General features: G+C 42.8%; 15 protein-coding genes. 14 read left to right on the top strand and 1 reads right to left on the bottom strand.

From position 1 onward, the window contains the following. Window positions 1–174 precede the first annotated feature (174 nt). The 5 genes from C4B60_RS11705 to fliT all read left to right on the top strand — a co-directional run bounded on the left by C4B60_RS11705 (window position 175) and on the right by fliT (window position 4238). Window positions 175–1191 (top strand): flagellin N-terminal helical domain-containing protein, encoded by a 1017-nt coding sequence (locus C4B60_RS11705; protein ID WP_104058191.1) that lies wholly within the window; start codon window positions 175–177, stop codon window positions 1189–1191. 383 nt (window positions 1192–1574) lie between these two features. Next, window positions 1575–1952 (top strand): flagellar protein FlaG, encoded by a 378-nt coding sequence (gene flaG, locus C4B60_RS11700; protein ID WP_104058190.1) that lies wholly within the window; start codon window positions 1575–1577, stop codon window positions 1950–1952. Between the two features lie 16 nt (window positions 1953–1968). Further along, window positions 1969–3468, top strand: coding sequence for a flagellar hook-associated protein 2 (locus C4B60_RS11695; RefSeq protein ID WP_104058189.1), 1500 nt, complete (start codon window positions 1969–1971; stop codon window positions 3466–3468). Window positions 3469–3492: 24 nt separating this feature from the next. Then, window positions 3493–3894 (top strand): flagellar export chaperone FliS, encoded by a 402-nt coding sequence (gene fliS, locus C4B60_RS11690; protein WP_104058188.1) that lies wholly within the window; start codon window positions 3493–3495, stop codon window positions 3892–3894. Beyond that, a complete protein-coding gene (gene fliT, locus C4B60_RS11685) occupies window positions 3891–4238 on the top strand; it encodes a flagellar protein FliT (RefSeq protein WP_104058187.1) in 348 nt (115 codons plus the stop codon). Before fliS ends, fliT begins: the two co-directional genes overlap by 4 nt. A gap of 201 nt (window positions 4239–4439) precedes the next feature. On the opposite strand, the gene C4B60_RS11680 is transcribed toward fliT, so the two are convergent. Next, window positions 4440–4745 carry a hypothetical protein gene (locus C4B60_RS11680; protein WP_104058186.1) on the bottom strand — a complete coding sequence of 102 codons (306 nt, stop codon included), beginning with the start codon at window positions 4743–4745 and terminating at the stop codon, window positions 4440–4442. 168 nt (window positions 4746–4913) lie between these two features. Between C4B60_RS11680 and C4B60_RS11675 the strand changes: the two genes are divergently transcribed. From C4B60_RS11675 to hpf, 9 genes are all read left to right on the top strand, one after another. Then, window positions 4914–6674, top strand: a complete 1761-nt coding sequence (locus C4B60_RS11675; RefSeq protein ID WP_104058185.1) for a sensor histidine kinase — start codon at window positions 4914–4916, stop codon at window positions 6672–6674. Beyond that, window positions 6664–7437, top strand: a complete 774-nt coding sequence (locus tag C4B60_RS11670; RefSeq protein ID WP_104058184.1) for a response regulator transcription factor — start codon at window positions 6664–6666, stop codon at window positions 7435–7437. Before C4B60_RS11675 ends, C4B60_RS11670 begins: the two co-directional genes overlap by 11 nt. A 115-nt stretch (window positions 7438–7552) precedes the next feature. Continuing rightward, window positions 7553–8860, top strand: coding sequence for an extracellular solute-binding protein (locus C4B60_RS11665; RefSeq protein WP_104058183.1), 1308 nt, complete (start codon window positions 7553–7555; stop codon window positions 8858–8860). Window positions 8861–8959: 99 nt separating this feature from the next. Continuing rightward, window positions 8960–9838, top strand: coding sequence for a carbohydrate ABC transporter permease (locus tag C4B60_RS11660; protein WP_104058182.1), 879 nt, complete (start codon window positions 8960–8962; stop codon window positions 9836–9838). Between the two features lie 13 nt (window positions 9839–9851). Continuing rightward, entirely contained in the window at window positions 9852–10781 is a 930-nt protein-coding gene (locus C4B60_RS11655) for a carbohydrate ABC transporter permease (protein WP_104058181.1), read from the top strand. Between the two features lie 24 nt (window positions 10782–10805). Continuing rightward, window positions 10806–12926 carry a glycoside hydrolase family 52 protein gene (locus C4B60_RS11650; protein WP_104058180.1) on the top strand — a complete coding sequence of 707 codons (2121 nt, stop codon included), beginning with the start codon at window positions 10806–10808 and terminating at the stop codon, window positions 12924–12926. A 21-nt stretch (window positions 12927–12947) separates the two neighbouring features. After that, window positions 12948–13577 carry a YesL family protein gene (locus tag C4B60_RS11645; RefSeq protein WP_104058179.1) on the top strand — a complete coding sequence of 210 codons (630 nt, stop codon included), beginning with the start codon at window positions 12948–12950 and terminating at the stop codon, window positions 13575–13577. Window positions 13578–14113: 536 nt separating this feature from the next. Further along, on the top strand, window positions 14114–15097 hold the full coding sequence (locus tag C4B60_RS11640; protein ID WP_104058178.1) for an aldo/keto reductase: 984 nt from the start codon (window positions 14114–14116) through the stop codon (window positions 15095–15097). A gap of 309 nt (window positions 15098–15406) precedes the next feature. After that, a complete protein-coding gene (gene hpf / locus C4B60_RS11635; protein ID WP_104058177.1) occupies window positions 15407–15988 on the top strand; it encodes a ribosome hibernation-promoting factor, HPF/YfiA family in 582 nt (193 codons plus the stop codon). Window positions 15989–16056 lie beyond the last annotated feature (68 nt).

The following is a 16056-nucleotide window of genomic DNA, read 5'->3' as shown; positions in this document are numbered from 1 at the left end:
TGATAAAAGTCCCGGTAATTTAAATAATTTTTTCTCTGAACCTATTAACTTCTTTCAAACCTCTCCGATATTAGAAGTGTAAGCAAAAGGAAAGCGGCCGCTTCTCACTTGCTCAAAAAACTATACTTATCGCAAACAAGGATGTTTGCGACAAATTCAGGGAGGAAAATACTCATGATTATCAATCACAATATTGCTGCTTTAAACACTCACCGTCAGTTAGCAAATGCTAATACTGCTCAAGCTGGTTCAATGGAGAAATTAGGTTCAGGAATCCGCATCAACAAAGCAGGCGACGACGCTGCTGGTCTTGCAATTTCTGAAAAAATGCGCGCTCAGGTACGCGGTTTGGACATGGCTTCTAAAAACGCTCAGGACGGAATCTCTATGATCCAGACTGCTGAGGGTGCTTTGAACGAAACTCATGACATTCTACAGCGTATGCGTGAACTAGCAGTTCAATCTTCAAATGATACGAACACGGATATTGACCGTGGGGAGCTTCAAAAAGAAGTAAATGAACTGGCAAAAGAAATTACACGTATTGCTAATGATACTGAGTTTAATACTCGGAAATTGCTGGATGGTAATTTTGAAGGGAAATTTCATATCGGAGCTAATGCTGACCAGAACATTTCATTAAGCATTAGTGGTATGGACTCTCAATCACTTGAGGTAGGTGTATCTTACACTGTAGGTACCGATGGAGATACTATCACATATGGAGCTGATAATGAGGTAGCTACGTGGCAAGATGCTATCGCGGTTGGAGATGATGTGGATGGAACTACTGCAACAGAAGCTTCAGTAGCTGGTTATTATAGCACTTCCAACGAGTTGATTTTAGCTTCTTCAGATAAATTAGTGGAAGATGCAGAAGGGTTTACTGGAATTAACATTTCTTCCCAAGAAGCTGCTAACTCAGCAATCACTACAATCAACTCAGCTATCGAAACAGTATCCGCTGAACGCTCAAAACTTGGTGCTAACCAAAACCGTCTTGAGCACACAATCAACAACCTGAATACATCTTCTGAAAACCTGACAGCGGCTGAATCTCGTATTCGTGACGTTGACATGGCGAAAGAAATGATGAACCAAGCGAAGAATTCAATTCTTGCTCAAGCTGCACAGGCTATGCTTGCACAAGCAAACCAGCAGCCACAAGGTGTTCTTCAATTACTACGTTAATCTTTTTAAAGGAGCGGCCCTCGGCCCTCCTTTTTTTATGCCATGAAATAACTATTAATGTTCTTAACCTAGTAAGATGTTCTTGATTATCCAAAAATCAATTTAATTAAAAATAGGTATATATAACAAATTTAGGTGAACGAAGTGGAAGGTGGCGACTCCAGGGGGAGGAAGCGGGAGCTTGAGATCCACTTGCGAAGCAAGTTAGCTCAAGCCCCGCCCCGTGGAAAGCGTCCACCTGAAACGCAGTGAACCGGGTCTAATAGACTTAGGCAAATTTTTCATCTATAAATAATAGTAATAAACCTCTTATAAACCCTACTAACTATTCAACATCCCACGCATAATGCCGATATAAAAGAAAAGAGAAGAGGGCTGGTGTCATGATGGAAAAGGGTATTCCTTCCCTACACCCGATTGATCTTTCTTCGCGTCTATCACCACAGAATACTGCCCCTGCTGCTAAACAGACCCGAACAGTAAATGAGGAAGTGGAGCTTTATCATGGCGCTGCCTCTTCATCACGGATCGATAAAGATAAGGCAGATAAAATTGTTAAAAGTATGAATGAAGTTCTTTCAGCATCTCCATCACCAACGCATATTAAATTTGAATACCATGAGAAATTAAATGAATACTATGTGACCGTCGTCGACGAGCGGACACGTGAGATCGTGCGGGAAATTCCGACGAAACGCATGCTGGATTTGAACGCCTCTATGAAAGAACTACTAGGCATTATCGTAGATAAGAAGAGCTAAAAGGATGTGAAAGAGTATGGGTATGAGAGTACACGGATTAGCAAGCGGAATGGATGTTGACTCAATTGTTAAGCAAATGATGAATGCAAGCCGCATACCGCTTGATAAGCTTAATCAGCAAAAACAGTATATGGAATGGCAGCGGGATAATTACAGAGATTTGAATCGGAAGTTAAACGATTTCAGCAATCTCGTTTTTGATACAGTCCTGCGTCCCGCGACCTTTGCTCAAAAAACGGTTACGACTACTTCAAGTGATGTCTCAATAAGAAGTCTCACTGCAACTGGTGACATGAGTGGAACGATACGTGTCAGTCAGCTTTCGAGAGCAGCGAATATGAAAAGTGCTGAAGATCTCAAGATCGACCCTGCTGCGAAGCTTGATTCAAAGGTAACCGGAGAGCAGACGATCACCATCCAGACGATAAATGCGGATGGGGTCTTGGATCCTGAAGGCTATACCTTAACCTTTGACCCTTCCAAGGAATCACTGAATTCAGTCATTGATAAAATCAATAAAAACTCAAATGTAAATATGTTTTATGATTCGTTTACAAAAGCAGTTTCTCTGTCCTCCAAGCAAAGCGGCAGAGCATCCGGTGATGTTGAAATTAAGCTGACAGGTGACTTTTTTACAAATACCTTAATGCTTGATGAGGATAATCGGACGGCTGAAGAAGAAGGACGGGGACTAGCCGGACAAAATGCAAAATTCACTTACAATGGGCTTGAAACCGAGCGGCTGACAAATAAGTTTCAGCTTAACGGGTTTGAATTTACACTTTCAGAGGCGACAAATAAGGATGTCCAATTCAGTTCCTCGCCAAATACGGAAAAAATCCTGGAATCCATCGTTAAATTTACGGATGAATACAATAAACTCATTGAAGAAATTCAAAAGATGACGAAAGAAGTAAAGTACAGAGATTTTCCTCCCCTCACTGATGCTCAGCGCTCAGAACTTACAGAAAAAGAAGCGGAAATGTGGGATGAAAAGGCAAAGAGCGGAACACTAAGAAGCGATCCTGTTTTAAACAGTGCACTTTCCAAAATGAGACAGGATTTATATAGCACGGTTTCAGGACTTGGCGGAGCTTCGCAATTAGCACAGATCGGAATTACCACTTCGAACAATTATCTGGACGGCGGTAAGCTGGTCATTAATGAAGATAAGCTAAGAGCAGCGATTACAGAAAATCCTACCTCTGTATACGATCTTTTTGCGAAGGACAGCACAAATAAAAGCGAGCAGGGGCTTGGCAGAAGATTAAGAGAAACGATCGCCTCGACCCGAAACGATATTATTACAAGAGCGGGTCGGGATACGAGTGCAGGAACTTCCTACACACTTGGCCGCAACCTCGAAAACATGAACGATCAAATTAAACGGTTTGAAAACAGATTAACTACACTTGAATCCCGCTACTACAAGCAATTTACGGCAATGGAAGTAGCGATTCAAAAAGCTAATTCACAGTCTGCTTATTTAATGAATGCATTCAGTAGTGGAATGTAATGAGGCAAGAAAAGGAGTGTCAACATGGCTGTCAATAACCCATATGCTGCATACCAGCAAAACAGTGTAACAACAAAAAGCCCAGGCGAGCTGACCCTGATGCTGTACAACGGCTGCATTAAATTTATCAATCAGGCAAAGCTTGCGATTGAGGATGAAAATATCGAGAAGAGAAATGAATCTATCCAAAAGGCACAGAAAATCGTCCAGGAATTTATGGTCACCTTAAATATGGATATTGCTGTATCTGAAAACCTTCTTGCAATTTATGATTATGTGAATCGCCGGTTAATGGAAGCGAATATTAATAATGACCCTGTGATTTTAGATGAGGCTGAGGGGATGATGACAGAGCTTCGCGATACGTGGAAAACGGTTATCCATACCCAAAGACAAAAGCAATTTGGAGCAGGAAATCACGCATGAGTGCGGTAGAAGAATGCCTTCTCGTGACAAAAGCGCTCTATACCGTTATTTTAAATGGATCGGAAAAACCAGGAGACGAATGGGTTGCTCAGATGAATGAGCTTTTTAACCGCAGGGAAGCAATCCTGCCTGCCATTAAAGAGCCCTTCACAGACGAGGAAAAAGAAATGGGAAAGCAGATCATTACGTTAAACACACAAATCGAAAAAGCGCTGCATAAAAATCGCAATGAGGTACAAAGTGAAATGGGGCATTTACGCTCCAAGAAAACCAATATGAAACGATACATTAACCCATACGACCAGGTCGATCGTGACGGAACATTCTATGATAAAAGAAATTAACAAGAGAAACTAAAAAAATTTAAAAACGTGAGGTGAACGAAGCGGAAGATGGCGACTCCTGCGGGATGAAGCGGGAGCTTGAGATCTACTTACTGCAAGCAAGTTAGCTTAAGCCCCGCCACGCGGAAAGCGTCCATCTGAAGCGCAGTGAACCGGATAAAAGAAGGTGAGACCCAATTGAGTCTCACCTTCTTTTCTATGTTACTTCTTCTTCTTATTCCGCTTCGCTATTTCCTCAGACACCACAAATGCCAAGTCATCATTCTCAAACATCGCAAGAACTCCCATCACTGTATCATCCGGAATCTCACCTGCTTCATCCTTTGGAACAGTCAAATCGATGGCATCCTTTAATTCCTGGTTCTCCGCCTGGTTAGGATAGGCATCTAAATACAATTCCTTCGGATCCAGGTCGTGGTTCACGCACCACTGGGCGAATACGAGAATCATCATTTTCTCTTCACGCTGGTAATTCTGTATGATGAAATCTTCCATCTCTTTACTCATCGAATTCTCCTTTAAGTTTAGTAGATTCAGTATAAAGGATACTCACAGTAATTTCATTGTTAAGAAATTCTCTCTTTTTTCGGTCAAAATCAAAATACATTCCCTACTATTCGAATAATCTCTCATCTGGTAAAGTTAGAAAAAAAGACCTTATGGGGACTGGTGTAGATGAAAGCGCATCTTGCAAAATACAATACACTCCGCAATCAGATTCTAGTTGTTTTTTTAGCGGTAATGACCATCGTCCTGTCGTTTGTCGCAATTATGACGTATCATTTTGGCGGCACACTAATTAAGGATAATGCAGAAATACAGCTCCAGCAAACAGCGGTCCAGGCGTCAGGGAGAATGGACACCTTATATAAACAGATTGATTTGTTAACGACACAGGCTGCCACAAATCCAGCGATCCAGCAGCTTTTATACAGACTGGCGGAAGGAGAAGAGGCGACATTTCAGCAAAGGCAATCTCTTTTAACGATTGGCAATACGTTTCAGGCCTATTCTGACGGCATCCAGTCGTTTGAGCTGTACTCTGCTCAAAACGAACGGCTTTTCCCAATCGATGATACGAGCCTTCTTGACCGGGTTGACTGGAAATGGGTTGAAGAGGCGGAGCGGGCAAAGGGGCGGCAAATATGGGTGGGCAATGATCCGGATTTTCCGGATTCTCTCTTAGCTATTCGCAGAGTCAGCCTGGTAGATCGGAGCTTTTCAAGCGGAGGCTATTTAGTGGTCCGGATTGATCCAGCTTATTTTAGCTTTTCAGACGGAACAAACGGAAACGCTTCAGAAGACTATAAAATTTTACTCGACAGCAATGATCAGGTGATTACTTCAAATTATGACGAGCCGATTTTACCCCTGCTGAATCAGCATAGCCAGACGGTTCAAATGAATGGACAGGATTATATTCTTGTGCAGGAAACGTCTGCTATTACGGGCTGGAGGGTAGCGATTGCAACACCTGTTCAGGCATTAACTGCTGGAACCTCCATTTTAGGCACCATCATATTTATCTCAGCTGCATTAGGTCTTGTCATCTTTTCGATCTCCTCCTATCTTTTTTCAACCGTGATTACGAATCCTATTCAAAAGCTGACGAAAACGATGAAAAAAGCAAGAGAAGGAGAGCTTTATCCGATTACGGCTGATCCTTCAACAGCAGAAATAAATGAATTGAACCTTTCCTATAATCAAATGGTTGAGCATACGAATTATTTAATCCGGATGGTGTATGAAAAAGAGCTGATTCGAAACCAGGCGGAGCTTAAGGCGCTTCAGGCGCAGATCAATCCCCACTTTCTCTTTAATACGTTAAATGCCCTGTACTGGCTTCTTGAGGATAAAGAGGAGGAAGAGCTTGCTGATCATGTGCTCGCAATGTCCGAGTTATTCCGCTACACGATCAGCGGACCGAAAAAGGATGAGTGGGTTACACTGAAAACAGAGCTTGATCATGTGGAGCGGTATATGCAGCTGATGAAGATGCGGGTAGGAAAACGTCTTGAGTGGAACATTTCGCTGCCGAAATCCTATGAATCTGTCAAAATACCAAAGCTGATTATACAGCCGATCGTAGAAAATGCCATTATGCATGGGATTGAAAATAAACCCGGTAAAGGTCATGTAACGATAACTGTCGTGCCATCCATGCGCTCAAGCAGCTTAATTCTTTCAGTAGAGGATGATGGACCGGGTATGCCAAAGCATGTGCTGCGCGCGATCCAAAATTCGATGGAGACAGAAGGGATCTCTTCTGTCAAAGGAAATGGAGTGGCGGTGGCGAATGTACATAAGCGGCTGAAGCTTCATTTTGAAGGGCATGAAAATAATGGACTTGAAATAAAAAGTGAGATGGGAAAAGGGACATCTGTTTCGTTTGAATTACCCTATTTCACAGGGATGAGGAAGTTTTATGAACAATAAGGTCATTATGGTCGTTGATGATGAAGAAACAACCCGGAGAGGCCTCAGGAAAACGCTGATAGTATGGTCAAATGGCCGCTATGAGATTTTAACAGCCTCAACAGCTGGGGAGGCGCTTGCACATTCTGGAAAAACAAAAATTCATATTTTAATTACGGATATTTGCATGCCGGAAATGACGGGACTTGAGCTTGTGAAAGAAATGAAAGAGTCGGGCCAGCAGCCTGTAACGCTTATGATATCCGGGCATTCCCAGTTTGAATTTGCTCAGGAGGCGATAAGACTTGGTGTGTTGAATTATCTCGTTAAGCCAGTATCAAAAGCAAAGCTGATCGAAGCGGTGGAAGAGGCACTCGTGAAGGAAGAATCCATTGAACGGGCCGGTATTATCGAAAAATCAGCTGACCTGACGCTGCTGCAGGTAAACCGCGAGCAGGAGCAGGCGAAAAACCCTGTAAAGACTGCGTACCGCTATGTAGATGATCATATTCACCGCCAGATTTCCTTAAAGGAAGTGGCAGACCATGTGCACCTGAATTCAAGCTATTTCAGCGTCCTTTTTAAAGAGCAAGCCGGTTTAACCTTCAGTGAGTATGTAACCAGAATCCGGCTTCAACATGCCAAGCAGCTTCTTGCTGCAACCGGGCTGCCAATCGCACAGATTGCTGAGGAATCAGGGTATCAGACAGCAAAATACTTTAATAAGATTTTTAAAGAATACGAGGGCATGACTCCGGGAGCATACCGCAAGTCGTTAAGGTGACAGAAAATTCGATCTAAAGAAAGTGGAATTTTCCCCAATCACCGTGACCTTACGGGAAGAATTGCACGGTGCTAAACTTAAAGCAGTTCTACTAAACAAAGGGGGAAACACAAAGATGGGAAAGAAAGCGCATACATTACTTGTTGCAATGCTTGCGGTCTTCATGGTTGTGATGGCTGGATGTTCATCGTCAAACGAAGCGACCGGGGATTCAGGAAGTAACGGGGAAAAAACGATAAAGTTCATGCACTTATGGCCAACGGGAAGTGCAAAGCAGCATAATCTTATTACTTCAGATATTATCGCAGAATTTGAAGAAGAAAACCCAGGCATCAAAGTTGAAACAGAAGTGCTTGAAAATGAGCAATATAAAAATAAAATTAAGGTGCTTTCTTCATCCAATGACCTGCCTGACGTAGGAGTTACATGGGCAGCTGGCTACCTTCAGCCATTTGTTGAAGGAGAACTGTTTGCACCGCTTGATGAAGTGTTAAATGACGGATTGCAAGATTCCTTTGTAGCCGGCACAACTGAAGCGTATGCAATCAACGACCAGACGTACGGTTTGCCGCTTGAGCTGAATATTGCACCTGTTTATTACAATAAAGCCATCTTTGAAGAATACGGTCTTGAAGTTCCTGAAACATATGAAGAATTTCAGGAAATCGTGAAAACGCTTACTGATAATGGTGTTGCACCAATTGCACTAGGAAACAAGGATCGCTGGACAGGATCTCTTTGGTATATGTATTTTGCAGACCGTTTTGGCGGACCTGAAGTGTTAACAAGCGCAATTAACCGAGAAGGTACATTTGAAGATCCTGCTCTAGTAAGTGCTGCAGAAGAAATTCAAAAGCTTGTCGATAACAATGCGTTTAACCGCGGTTTCAATGGACTGTCAAATGACGAAGGGAAATCTGAATTTATGAACGGTAAAGCAGCCATGTACATGATGGGTACGTGGGAGCTGCCTAACTACACGACAAATGAAGATGTTCCTCAGGAGTTCCGCGACAGCATCGGATTCTTTAAATTCCCAACTGTAGAAGGCGGGAAAGGGGACGTTGACAGCTTTGTAGGCGGACCGGGAGTTGGATTGTTTGTGGCTGAAAACTCTGATGTACAAGAAGAATCTAAAGCATTTGTTAAATTCTTTGTAGAAAAATGGGGCGAGCGTGCAGTTACAGAAGCTGGTGTCATTCCAGCAACAAAAGTGGACACAGCATCTGTAGATCTACCTGACATGTATATCGATATCCTTAACGAACTGAATAACGCCAGCAATCTGACTCTTTTTGCAGATGTTCAGATGAGTGCAACCGTTGCTGAAACTCACTTGAATCTGATTCAATCTTTGTTCGGCAAGGAAGTAACACCTGAAGATTTTGCCAAACAGCATGAGGATGCACTTTCGAGAGAATAGGCAAAGGAAAACGGAAAAGACATATCTGCCTGTTTTGATATGTCTTTTCTTTATGAAATTTTTGATCAAAGTTTGTACCTAAAGAAAGGATTGACCGATATGGACAAGGCGATGTCTAACAAAGGCGTCATCATGCTTTACATTTTTCCTGCCCTGTTTCTTCTCCTCGCGTTAATTTATATTCCAATTGTTCAAACCGGCTATTTCGGGCTGATGAAGTGGAACGGGATGGGAAGCAAAGAATTTATTGGACTTACCAATTACTCGCGCCTGGTTCAGGATTCATTGTTTTGGAGCAGTGCCTACCACTCATTTTTACTGGCGCTCTTTTCGGTATTAAGCTTAGTCGGCTACCTTATGATCTCTGTTGTGCTGGCCGGGAAAATTAAAGGAGCGGACATTTTACGAAAGATTTATTTAATTCCAATGCTTCTCGCCTCTGTTGCAATCGCCCAGCTTTGGATGAAAATCTATCATCCGACAAACGGGATTCTAAACAGCATGCTGATGTCAATTGGCATTGAAGAGCCGCCGATGTGGCTGGCTGATCCCAACCTGGCCCTTTTTGCGATTTTTATTCCGATTATCTGGCAGTATGCAGGATTTTATATTTTGATTTACTATGCTGCATTAAAAAACATCCCGGAATCACTTATAGAGGCTGCGCGGATTGACGGGGCGACAGCATGGGACATTGCCTGGAAAATTAAGATTCCGCTCATTATGAACGTTATTAAAGTAACGATCGTACTGGCGGTTGTCGGTTCATTAAAATACTTTGATTTAATTTATATTATGACAAACGGCGGACCGAATGGTGCCAGTGAAGTAATGGCTTCCTATATGTACGGTCATGCTTTCCGCGGCTTTGACTTTGGTTATGCAAGTGCGATCGGATTCTTTTTATTAGTTATTTGTCTGGTTATCACATGGATCATCCGTAAAGCAACAGCAGTAAAAGAAGAAATTCAATATTAAGGAGGCTCTAAGAATGAGAAAAGAAATTGTGGAAAATCATGAGCCTGCAGCACCCCCAACCCAGCCAGTAAAGAAAAAACAGGTAAGGAAAAACGAAGTACGGAGCTCAAACGGCTTTGGCTACAAAATCGGTCTTGCATTGATTTATCTCCTATTAGGTGTTGTCGCCGTGTTTCAGATTTTTCCGCTCGTCTGGCTGTTTCTGTTTTCACTGAAAAATAATCAGGAGGTATTTGAGCTTTCGCCTTTTGCCATTCCAACTAATCCGAAATGGGAAAATTACGTGAATGTGTGGACAGAGGGAAATATCAGCCAATACTTTTTAAACAGTGTTTTATACACGGCCTCATCCGTTATTTTAACGGTCATCCTTGCAAGCATGGTGACATTTGCGATTACTCGGATGAAGTGGAGATTGAGCAGCCTCGTTTTAGGATTATTTATGGTTGGGTTAATGATTCCGATTCATTCCACCTTAATTCCGCTGTTCAGCACTTTTTCATCTCTTGGTCTGATTGACCATCCGCTGTCACTCATTTTGACCTACACAGCGTTTAACCTTCCAATCACGATTATGATCCTGTTTGGTTTTTATCAGGTGCTGCCACGTGAAGTGGAGGAAGCGGCGATTATGGACGGCGCATCCATTCACCGGATTTTCTTCCAGGTGACGCTTCCGATGACGGCTCCTGTCATGGCGACTGCAGCGATTATCAATATGATTTATAACTGGAATGAATTTGTTTTTGTAAACACCTTTATTAGCTCGGATAATTTTAAAACCCTAACGGTGGGAATCCAGAACTTCATCGGACAGTACATGACTGACTGGGGAGCGATTGGCGCCACGTTAATGATCAGCATTATCCCGATCCTGCTTGCTTTTCTGTTTTTAAGCAACCGGATTGTTGAAGGGATATCAGCTGGTTCAGTAAAAGGATAACTTGCAGCGAAAGGATGACGGACTTTGAGCAAAAATGAATTTTTTAATGCCCACCATTCTCCAATTGGGGCCTTTTCAAGCTTTACGCTTGGCTTTGGAGGCAGCGGGGGAGGATTTGACATCGAGCTTGGCCGGTCGCCAAGACAAAATATTTATATTGGAACTGAAACCCTTAATAAAGAAGGGACATATGAAGCTTTTCCTTTCTTTGATGCGGGGGACGATGAAGAAAGCAAGCGGTATGATATTGAAAATCCGGATCCCGATCAAGATAAACCTAAAATCATTTTTCCTTTTGCAAGAGAGAATGTAAAAAGAGATTTTCGTTTGGGAACTGATACGTGGAAAGCAGGGGACCTAGAATTTACGATTTTTACGAAAGCAGAATCCGTGCCTTCACCTGATCATGCAACTGATGAAGAAATGAAAAGCGTCATCGCCCCTAGCGTCATCGCACAGCTGACGGTTGATAATGAGACAGGAACAAAATCAAGACGTGCTTTTTTCGGCTATCAGGGAACCGATCCTTATACTTCAGTACGGAGGCTTGATGACACATGTGATGGAATTGCCGGGGTCGGACAGGGACGTTTTACAGCTCTTGCATCGAAGGATTCAGGCGTACGCTCTGCCATGCATTTCAGCCTCGAAAACATTTTAACGACGCCGTTTGAAGAAAACTGGGCATTTGGCTTAGGACCGGTTGGTGCCTTAATTATGGATGTGCCGGCAGGTGAGAAAAAGACTTTTACCTTCACGCTGAGCTTTTACCGTGGAGGCCTTGTAACTGCAGGGATGGATACAAGCTACTGGTACACAAGACTGTTTTCAAACATAGAAGAAGTCGTTCAGTATTCGCTTGATCATGCTGAGGATTGGATTGAAGGGGCAGAGATAGCAAACAGGCTCGTTGACGAAGCGGAGCATTTATCAGAGGATCAACGCTTTATGATGGCTCATTCGATCCGAAGCTATTACGGCTGTACTCAGCTGCTTGAGCAGGACGGAAAGCCTTTGTGGGTTGTCAATGAAGGCGAATACCGGATGATGAATACATTTGATCTAACCGTCGATCAGCTCTTTTTTGAATTGAAAATGAATCCGTGGACGGTAAAAAATGAACTTGATTTATTTGTGAGCCGCTACAGCTATGAGGATGAGGTTCGCTTTCCGGGTGAAGAGAAAGTGTATCCGGGCGGCCTCAGCTTCACACATGATATGGGTGTTGCCAATACCTTCTCAAGACCGGGATACTCCTCTTATGAGCTCTACGGCTTAGATGGCTGTTTTTCTCATATGACCCATGAGCAGCTTGTGAATTGGGTGTTATGTGCAGCCGTCTATGTTGAGCAAACCGGGGATCAAGCCTGGCTTGATGAAAACCTTCCTATTTTCGAACAATGTTTTCAGAGTATGTTAAACCGGGATCATCCAGAGCGGGATAAACGAAACGGGGTTATGGCCCTTGATTCAACCCGTGCAATGGGCGGAGCAGAAATCACCACCTATGACAGCCTGGATGTGTCATTAGGCCAGGCAAGAAATAATTTGTATTTGGCAGGGAAAAGCTGGGCAAGTTATCTCGCTTTAGAAAAACTGTTTAACGAAAATGATCGCTCAAACCTTGCAGAGGAAGCCGGAGCTCAGGCAGTGAAATGTGCTGCGACCATTGTTGGTCATGTAACGGCAGAAGGCTATATTCCCGCTGTCATGGGGGAAGGAAATGATTCTAGAATCATCCCGGCAATTGAAGGATTAATTTTCCCTTATTACACAAATTGCAAGGAAGCGCTGGACCCGGAAGGTAGATTCGGTGAATATATCCAGGCGCTTAAGCATCATTTTAAAACGGTACTAACGAAAGAAGACTGTTTGTTTGAAGACGGCGGATGGAAAATTTCCTCAACAAGCAATAATTCATGGCTGAGTAAAATTTATCTCTGCCAGTTTATCGCAAGAGAGATTTTACAGGAAGAATGGGATGAAGCAGGAGCAGAGGCAGATGCTGCTCATGTCAAATGGCTGACCCATCCGACATTATCGGTTTGGAGCTGGAGTGATCAGATTATTGGAGGAGAAATTGCCGGCAGTAAATATTATCCGCGCGGCGTTACCAGCATTCTATGGCTTGAAGAAGCAAAATAAACAATAACAGAAGGTGAGAAGATGCAGGAGGGCGTAATCGGAGGATTTTATCGTGTTTGTGAATGGATCATGAGGCTCGCATTTGTAAATATCCTATGGATTGGCTTCACGCTTTTAGGAGCTGTCTTTCTTGGGATTATGCCAGCAACGGTTGCGCTGTTTACAGTGATCAGACAGTGGCTGATGAAAAGAGAAGGAGTGCCTGTTTACGCCCTGTTTTGGCGGACTTATAAATCGGAGTGGCTAAAGTCAAACAAGCTTGGCGTGCTTATTTATCTGGGCAGTCTGCTTCTTTATCTTGATTTCCGGTTTGTCTTTTCCGTACAAGGGGAGATGCAGATGCTGTTGCTTATTCCATTCATTGTGCTGCTTCTCCTTTTTATGCTTATCCTGCTCTATATCTTTCCTGTTTACGTTCATTTTGAGCTGCCGGTTGGAAGGCTGCTTCACCACGCTTTTTTAATTGCCTTCGCTCAGCCATTCTGTACCTTTTTTATGATGGTAAGTACAGGGGCATTCGCAGTGGTGTATATCATTATTCCAACACTAGCTCCCTTTTTCGGTGCAGTTTCAATCGCCGTCTGTCTGATGGCAAGCGGCATGTACGGCTTTCAGCGGGTGGTGAACAGACGTGCGGTTGCTGGACAGTAAAAATAGTGTCTCTTCTAAAAGGAAGTAATGAGTGGTGGAATGCTTTAGGCAGGAATTGAATTACAAAATGTTACGAAAAAGAAAGAAGTCTACATTTTAATTTAGTACTCGTTTAAGAAAAAAGAGGTGAGCGGAGTGGAGGATGGCGACTCCTGCGGGATGAAAACGGGAGCTTGAGATCCACTTGCGCAGCAAGTTAGCTCAAGCCCCGTCCCGCGGAAAGCGTCCATCTGAAGCGCAGTGAACCGGAAAAGGGACTGAGACAAAAATTTGTTTCAGTCCCCTTTTTGTGCATGAATTCATGAAAATTCCACTCAAACTTTTTATCTACTTTCATTGCCGAATAATAGTTTAAAAAGACTCGGAATTACCTCTCAGCAAGTTTAATGATACATATATCGACAAAAATCTACTTGCATGCTTTCTTGTTAGTAGTATTCAAAACTGTTCCAATATTATGAAAAGGTGTACACTCAAGCTAGTACACGAAATAATTTATCTTCATAACTTCTAAAAAATAGTCAGGAGTGGTGTGAATGCATTATCGTCAACTGGGAAATACAGATATCCGTGTAAGTGAAGTCAGCTTTGGAACGTGGGCTATCGGCGGTTCGTGGGGCTCAAACAATGATGAAGAATCGCTGCGGGCGTTAAACTACGCCATTGACCGAGGAGTGAATTTCTTTGATACGGCTGATGTATACGGAGATGGTCACAGTGAAGAGCTGCTTGCAAAAGCAACGAAGGGCATGAAGGACCGTATCTACATTGCGACTAAATTCTGCCGTCAGGGTGATATTCACGATCCAGAGACGTATTCAAAGGAACGTGTACGTGACTATTGCGAAGCGAGTTTAAAAAGACTTGAGCGTGACAAAATCGACCTTTACCAGATTCATTGTCCCCCTATTGAAATTTTAAAAGAAGGCAGCGTATTCAATGTATTGGACGAACTGCAGGCTGAAGGGAAAATTAAGCACTATGGCGTCAGTGTAGAAACCGTGGAGGAAGGCCTGCTATGTCTTGAGCATTCAAATGTGAAAAGCCTCCAGGTAATTTTTAATCTATTCCGCCAAAAGCCTATGGAGGAGCTCTTTGCACAAGCGAAAAAGAGCGGAGTAGGTATTATTGTCCGTCTGCCTCTTGCAAGCGGCTTGCTGACAAATAAATTTTCAAAAGATCATCAGTTTGAAGAAGACGATCACCGCCGCTTCAATGAAAACGGTGAATCCTTTAATGTAGGAGAAACCTTTGCAGGACTAGGCTTTAAAAAAGGAGTAGAGCTTGCAAGCGAGCTTCAGTGGATTGCTGAAGGCAGAGGGAATATGGCAAGAGCAGCCCTTCGCTGGATTCTCGATCAGCCGGAGGTAACATGCGTGATCCCGGGCTTTAAAAACAAGCAGCAGGTCGAAGAGAACCTTCAGGCAATAGAAGTTCCTTCCTTCTCAGCAGAGGAGCAAAGAAAACTTAGTGAGTTTTATCATCAGAATGTAAAGCAGCATATTAGAGGCGGCTATTAAAAGAAACATATACTTATAAGAGTAAAGCTATTTTTAAAAAGGCTTCACTAGGTGAACAGAGCGGGTGTGGCGACTCCAACAGGATATGACGGCAAGTGTCCACCTGAAGCGCAGTGAACCTGATTAAAGACCCCAAGACAACCCAGTCTTAGGGTCTTTTTTTGACACCAAACCCCTTAGTGTGACATTAATCGCTAAGTTCTCCAATATTTTTTACGGAAAAATTATAAAACTTTTACGCTTAGGCAGGAGATTCTCGGGGTAGAGGAGAAATAGGTAGTATAGCTTTAGATTAAAGGAGGAGTTTACATGTTGAACTACAATATCCGAGGCGAGAATATCGAAGTAACTCCAGCAATCCGCGACTACGTGGAGAAAAAAATTGATAAGCTAGAGCGTTATTTTAATGATACACCTGACGCAAACGTTCATGTAAATCTAAAGGTTTACAATGATAAACAGACGAAGGTGGAAGTGACTATTCCAATGCCGAGATTAACGCTGCGTGCAGAAGAGCGTCATGAAGAAATGTATGCTGCGATTGACCTGATTTTAGATAAATTGGAGCGTCAGATTCGTAAACACAAAACAAAAGTGAACCGTAAATTCCGTGAAAAAGGAAATGAGCCTGAATTCTTTGCAACGACGGTTGATCCTGAAAACGGAATTGAAACGATTGAACCAACCTATGAAGATAATGATGAAAATGAAATGGACATTGTCCGTACGAAAACCTTTAATCTGAAACCAATGGACAGCGAGGAAGCTGTTCTTCAAATGAATATGCTTGGCCACAGCTTCTATGTATTTACAGACGCTGAGTCTAACGGAACAAACATTGTTTACAAACGTAAAGATGGAAAATACGGCTTGATCGAAACAGAAGCCTGATTCAACATACACTTACTTAATCAAATCGCTCCCTTTTAGGGAGCGATTTTTTTAATCCAATCCCAATG

The sequence above is a fragment of the Jeotgalibacillus proteolyticus genome, from assembly GCF_002926065.1.
Classification (GTDB): Bacteria; Bacillota; Bacilli; order Bacillales; family Jeotgalibacillaceae; genus Jeotgalibacillus; species Jeotgalibacillus proteolyticus.
The sequence above is the reverse complement of the archived record's forward strand: the minus strand, read 5'-3'. Positions and strand labels throughout refer to the sequence as shown.

Coding starts and splice junctions, on each gene's coding strand:
- C4B60_RS11705 (WP_104058191.1), top strand. CDS start 175: ATGATTATCAATCACAATATTGCTGCTTTAAACACTCACCGTCAGTTA.
- flaG (WP_104058190.1), top strand. CDS start 1,575: ATGATGGAAAAGGGTATTCCTTCCCTACACCCGATTGATCTTTCTTCG.
- C4B60_RS11695 (WP_104058189.1), top strand. CDS start 1,969: ATGGGTATGAGAGTACACGGATTAGCAAGCGGAATGGATGTTGACTCA.
- fliS (WP_104058188.1), top strand. CDS start 3,493: ATGGCTGTCAATAACCCATATGCTGCATACCAGCAAAACAGTGTAACA.
- fliT (WP_104058187.1), top strand. CDS start 3,891: ATGAGTGCGGTAGAAGAATGCCTTCTCGTGACAAAAGCGCTCTATACC.
- C4B60_RS11680 (WP_104058186.1), bottom strand. CDS start 4,745: ATGAGTAAAGAGATGGAAGATTTCATCATACAGAATTACCAGCGTGAA.
- C4B60_RS11675 (WP_104058185.1), top strand. CDS start 4,914: ATGAAAGCGCATCTTGCAAAATACAATACACTCCGCAATCAGATTCTA.
- C4B60_RS11670 (WP_104058184.1), top strand. CDS start 6,664: ATGAACAATAAGGTCATTATGGTCGTTGATGATGAAGAAACAACCCGG.
- C4B60_RS11665 (WP_104058183.1), top strand. CDS start 7,553: ATGGGAAAGAAAGCGCATACATTACTTGTTGCAATGCTTGCGGTCTTC.
- C4B60_RS11660 (WP_104058182.1), top strand. CDS start 8,960: ATGGACAAGGCGATGTCTAACAAAGGCGTCATCATGCTTTACATTTTT.
- C4B60_RS11655 (WP_104058181.1), top strand. CDS start 9,852: ATGAGAAAAGAAATTGTGGAAAATCATGAGCCTGCAGCACCCCCAACC.
- C4B60_RS11645 (WP_104058179.1), top strand. CDS start 12,948: ATGCAGGAGGGCGTAATCGGAGGATTTTATCGTGTTTGTGAATGGATC.
- C4B60_RS11640 (WP_104058178.1), top strand. CDS start 14,114: ATGCATTATCGTCAACTGGGAAATACAGATATCCGTGTAAGTGAAGTC.
- hpf (WP_104058177.1), top strand. CDS start 15,407: ATGTTGAACTACAATATCCGAGGCGAGAATATCGAAGTAACTCCAGCA.